The sequence below is a fragment of the Nocardioides sp. genome (assembly GCF_036401255.1).
In the GTDB taxonomy this organism is placed as follows: Bacteria; Actinomycetota; Actinomycetes; order Propionibacteriales; family Nocardioidaceae; genus Nocardioides.
This window is the reverse complement of sequence record NZ_DASWVI010000181.1, coordinates 1-4,861: the sequence shown is the minus strand read 5'-3', so window position 1 is coordinate 4,861 and position 4,861 is coordinate 1. Positions and strand designations below refer to the sequence as shown.

General features: G+C 72.8%; 4 protein-coding genes and 1 pseudogene. 3 read left to right on the top strand and 2 right to left on the bottom strand.

Features of this window, described 5'->3' with window-relative positions; translation table 11 throughout:
• Together VGD85_RS08515 and VGD85_RS08510 are read right to left on the bottom strand one after the other, a co-directional pair.
• Positions 1 to 725 (bottom strand): DUF222 domain-containing protein (locus tag VGD85_RS08515; RefSeq protein ID WP_331063025.1); only part of this gene is annotated, 725 nt, incomplete at its 3' end.
• Between the two features lie 566 nt (positions 726 to 1,291).
• Positions 1,292 to 2,917 (bottom strand): dolichyl-phosphate-mannose--protein mannosyltransferase, encoded by a 1,626-nt coding sequence (locus tag VGD85_RS08510; protein ID WP_331063024.1) that lies wholly within the window; start codon positions 2,915 to 2,917, stop codon positions 1,292 to 1,294.
• Between the two features lie 61 nt (positions 2,918 to 2,978).
• Between VGD85_RS08510 and rsmI the strand changes: the two genes are divergently transcribed.
• The 3 genes and pseudogenes from rsmI to VGD85_RS08495 form a co-directional block, all read left to right on the top strand.
• On the top strand, positions 2,979 to 3,827 hold the full coding sequence (rsmI, locus tag VGD85_RS08505) for a 16S rRNA (cytidine(1402)-2'-O)-methyltransferase (protein WP_331063023.1): 849 nt from the start codon (positions 2,979 to 2,981) through the stop codon (positions 3,825 to 3,827).
• 2 nt (positions 3,828 to 3,829) lie between these two features.
• A complete protein-coding gene (locus tag VGD85_RS08500) occupies positions 3,830 to 4,681 on the top strand; it encodes an alpha/beta fold hydrolase (protein ID WP_331063022.1) in 852 nt (283 codons plus the stop codon).
• Positions 4,678 to 4,861, top strand: a pseudogene (locus VGD85_RS08495) (AraC family transcriptional regulator); the annotation flags it as partial. The gene VGD85_RS08500 and the pseudogene VGD85_RS08495, both read left to right, overlap by 4 nt.

Below are 4,861 nucleotides of genomic sequence, written 5' to 3'. Positions count from 1 at the left end.
ATCGCGCGGCGCTCGTCCACGGCCAGGTCGGGGTGGGTGGTCAGGAGCCGGTGGGCGATGTCGGCGACCGCGGTCTCGAGGTCGAGGGCGTCGGCGGTGGTCAGGATGGCGTCGAGGAACGCGGTGCCCGGGGTCTCCCCCAGGGCGGGCTTGGCGTGGGTGACCCGGACCCCGAACGCGGGCTCACTGGCCCGGGCCAGGGCGGCTTCGGGGTCGTAGGTGGTGCGGGCGGCCTCGACGGTGCGTTCGATCTGGGCATAGGAGCAGTGGTCGACCACGGCCGCCAGGTGCCGGTCGACGTACGCCGCGGCCTCGGGCGGCAGCGACCGGGTCAGTTGGGCGACCCGGCGGGCCCGCCACACCGGCACCTCGCCGGCCATGACCCGGGCCCAGAGCCGGGGGAGCCGGTGCCGGGTTTCGACGGCGTCACCGATGAAGTTCCGCCCCCCGGTCGGGGACATGCCGAGCGCGGCGGCCAGCTCGGGGATCGCGAACTCCGCGACCGTGGGGGCGCCGGGGCCGGCGATCTCGAGGTCGCGCTCCTCCCACGCCGCCCCGTCCCCGACCTCGTCACCGGGGTGCAGCTCAGCCCACTCGGTGGCGATCTCGAACCGCCGCGCCTCCAGGGCGTCCAGGTCGGCCCGGATCCCCCGCGCGGCACCCAGCACCCGGTCGGCCGGGCGAGCCGGACCGGTCCGGGGGGTGTCGAGCGTGGCCGTGGTCATGTGCTCCAGCCAAGCAGGGCCTACCGACAGTCCGAGGCCCAGAACCCCTTGTTCCACAGGGATCTGGGACATCCGAAAGTAAAATCTTCCGATCCCCAGGTGGGGCGTTGCGGTAGGAGGAATCCCGGGTCTACGGACGGTGACCACAAGCACGTCGACCACGGCGGACCGTGAGGTCCGTGACCGCGGTGACGACCTCGCGCTCGACCACAGCGGACGGTGACCACGTCCCCCGTCTTTCGACCACCTCCACCCGAGGCCGCCCGCAGGCCGACGTACATCCCGGCCCCCCTGCGCACGCTGCGGTGGTTTCGAGACGGTTGCTAGCGCAACCTCCTCAACCACCGGGATCCGCAGCGGTGGTTTCGAGACGGTTGCTAGCGCAACCTCCTCAACCACCGGGATCCGCAGCGGTGGTTTCGAGACGGTTGCTAGCGCAACCTCCTCAACCACCGGGGCCCGCGGCGGTGGTTTCGAGACGGTCGCTGCGCAACCTCCTCAACCACCGAGGCTGTGGCGGTGGTTTCGAGACGGTCGCTGCGCGACCTTCTCAACCACCGTGCGGGCTAGATCCAGCGGGAGAACCAGATCCGGTCCAGCCACTCCGAGTGCGTGAGCAGCTGGTCGGTGTAGATGGGCCAGAACCACGCGAAGTTCAGCAGCACCAGGACCACGAACGTGCCGGACACGATGACGCCGGCGGTACGCCGGCCCGAGGGCAAGGCGGAGGTCCCGAGCAGGCGCCCCATCGCGAGCACGAGCGCGAGCACCAGGAACGGCAGCGTGATCACGGCGTAGAACGAGAAGATCGGCCGGTCGTCGTACTGCAGCCATGGCAGCCAGGTCGACGCCGCGCCGACCACCACCACGCCGTAGCGCCAGTCGCGCGAGCCCGCCCACATCACGACGGCGAAGATCAGCGCCAGGCAGCCGGCCCACCACAGCGTCGGGTTGCCGAGCAGCAGCACCTGGCGCAGGCAGTCGCTGTCGGCCGGTGCGTTGCAGCCCTGGGTGCCGGGCTTGATGTCGGTGTCCGCGGCGACGCCGACGGGGCGGTTGAGCAGCAGCCACCCGGACGGCTTCGAGGCGTAGGTGTGGGTGCTGTCGTTGAGGAACTGCGTGTGGAACGTGTAGACGTCCTGGTGGTAGTACCACAGCGACCGCAGCGACTGGGTGACCTCGCCGAGGCCCGAGGCGTCGGGCTCGTCGCGCGTCGGCCAGTCCTGGCCGCCGTCGAAGTGCGTGTACTGGGTGGCCGAGAGGTGCTGCTCGTACTCGTGGGCGTGGATCAGCCAGCCGGTCCAGGTGGCGACGTACACGACGAACGCGACCAGCACGAGGTGCACGAACGCCGGGATGCCGTCGACGACCGCCGAGCGCAGCACCGGCCAGCGCACCCCGAAGGAGCGCCGTGCGCCCGCCGACCACGCCCAGACGAGTACGCCGAACGCCGCGAGGGGATAGACGGCCTCCCACTTGGTGCCGATCGCCAGGCCCCAGGAGACGCCGCCGAGCAGCAGCCACGGCCGGAACAGCAGCCGGCGGACGGGGCCCCAGGAGCGGGCGTCGGTGATCGGCTCCGGGACCAGCCGGGCCAGCCGGGCCCGGTGCCAGTCGCGGTCGGCCACCAGGCAGTGCACGCCGCACAGCAGGAAGAACGCGACGAAGATGTCGAGGAGTGCGAGCCGGGACAGCACGAACTGCAGCCCGTCGAAGCACAGCAGCAGCCCGGCCACCACGCCGAGCAGCGTGGACCCGGTGAGCCGCCGCGCGAGCCGGATCATCACCAGCACCATCAGCGACCCGATGACCGCGGCCGCGACCCGCCAGCCGAACGGGTCCATGCCGAACACCTTGATGCCGGCGGCGATCAGCCACTTGCCGACCTCGGGGTGGACGATCATCTCCGGGGTGTCCTTGAACACCCCGGACAGGGTCTGACCCTGCAGGATGAGGTCGTTGGCCTTGTCGGTGCTGTCGCGCTCGAACCCGTAGTTCAGCAGCGCCCAGGCGTCCTTGGCGTAGTAGGTCTCGTCGAACTCGAAGATCCGCGGCGTGCCGAGCTTCCACAGCCGCAGGAACAGCGCCATCAGCGTCACCGCGATGCTCGCCGTCCAGCCGACGAACGGATCCTCGAGCCGGACCCGGCTCCGGGCTCGCTCCCACGCAGAGGGAGGTGCGCCGGTCGTCACGGGCCCGAGGATACGGGCCGTGGATACGGGGCCCGGATCGCGACACTGCGATGATCGACCCGTGGATGACTCCGGCGGCGTGCTCGTGCTCGCGGCGACCCCGATCGGCCGGGTGGCCGACGCGCCGCCGCGGCTGGCCGAGGAGCTGGCCGCCGCCGACGTGGTCGCCGCCGAGGACACCCGCCGGCTCAAGCGGCTCACCAGCGACCTCGGCGTCCGGATCGGTGGCCGGGTGGTGTCCTACTTCGAGGGCAACGAGTCGGCGCGTACGCCGGTGCTCCTCGACGCCCTGCTCGCCGGGGAACGGGTGCTGCTGGTCACCGACGCGGGGATGCCGAGCGTCTCCGACCCCGGCTACCGCCTGGTCGTCGCCGCGGTCGAGCACGACGTCCGCGTCACCGCCGTACCCGGCCCGTCGGCGGTGCTCACGGCCCTGGCGGTGAGCGGCCTGCCGGTCGACCGGTTCTGCTTCGAGGGCTTCTTGCCCCGCAAGCCGGGCGAGCGGCGGCGGCGCCTCGCGGACCTGGCCGAGGAGCGGCGCACGATGGTGTTCTTCGAGGCCCCGCACCGCACGGAGGCCGCGCTCGCCGCGATGGCCGAGGCGCTCGGCAGCGACCGGGCCGCCGCGGTGTGCCGCGAGCTCACCAAGACCCATGAGGAGGTACGCCGAGGTCCGCTCGACGAGCTCGTGACCTGGGCGGCCGAGGGGGTGCGCGGCGAGGTCACCATCGTGGTGGCCGGCGCCGAGCCCGCCGCCCGGATCGCGGACGACGCGGCCAGCCTGCGGGAGGCGGTCGCCGACCTCGAGGCCGACGGCATGCCCCGCAAGGACGCGATCCTCGACGTCGCACGCCGCGCCGGCGTACCGAAGCGCGAGGTCTACAACCTCGTGCACGGGGCACAGGAGTGACCATGACCGAGCGGATCACGCAGCACCACCACGACGACCTGACGTTCGACGTCCTCGACGAGGGGCCGCTCGACGGGATCCCGGTCGTGCTGCTCCACGGCTTCCCCGAGCGCAGCACCACCTGGCGCCTGGTCGCGCCGATCCTGCACGAGGCCGGCATCCGCACGTTCGCGCTCGACCAGCGCGGCTACTCGCCGGGCGCGCGGCCGCGCCGGCGCCGCGACTACCGGATGACCCACCTCGTCGGCGACGTCACGGCGCTGATCGACCGGATCGGCGCGCCTGTCCACCTGGTCGGGCACGACTGGGGCGCCGTGGTCGGGTGGATGGTCGCGGCGCAGCGGCCCGACCTGCTGCGCAGCTGGACCGCGATCTCGGTGCCGCACCCGATGGCCTTCCTCCAGGCCGGCCTCACCTCCAGCCAGGGGCTGAAGTCCTGGTACATCGGCTTCTTCCAGGTCCCGCGGCTCGCCGAGCTCACCGCGGGCCGGCGGGGCGGCCTCTTCGACCGCAGCCTGCGGCACGCCGGCATGATCGCCGAGGAGGTGGAGCGGTTCCGGGTCGAGATGGTCGAGGACGGCGCCCTGCCGCACGCGCTGGGCTGGTACCGCGCGATCACGCTCGCGGACCCGCGCGCGTCGCGCCGACGGGTCGCCGTCCCGACGACGTTCGTGTGGAGCGACGGCGACGTCGCGGTCGCCCGCCGCGGCGCCGAGCGGACCGGGCGCTGGGTCGACGCGGCGTACGACCTCGTGGTCCTCGAGGGGGTCAGCCACTGGATCCCGACGCACGCGCCCGAGGACTGCGCCGCCGCGGTCCTCGCCCGGGTGCAGTACGCCGAGGCCACGCAGTGAGCGGGCGCCCGCCGGCCCCGGAGCCGCTCCCGCACCCGGTGGTCGACAACCACTGCCACCTCGACGTGGTGCGCGACGACGCCGACCCGCTGCCGGTCGACGAGGCGATCGCGGCGGCGGCCGCGGTCGGCGTCACCCGGATCGTCCAGATCGGCTGCGACCTGCCGAGCGCGCGCTGGG

What these genes read in the sequence shown, in the direction of transcription:
- VGD85_RS08500 (WP_331063022.1), top strand. Translation starts at nt 3,830, where the DNA reads ATGACCGAGCGGATCACGCAGCACCACCACGACGACCTGACGTTCGAC.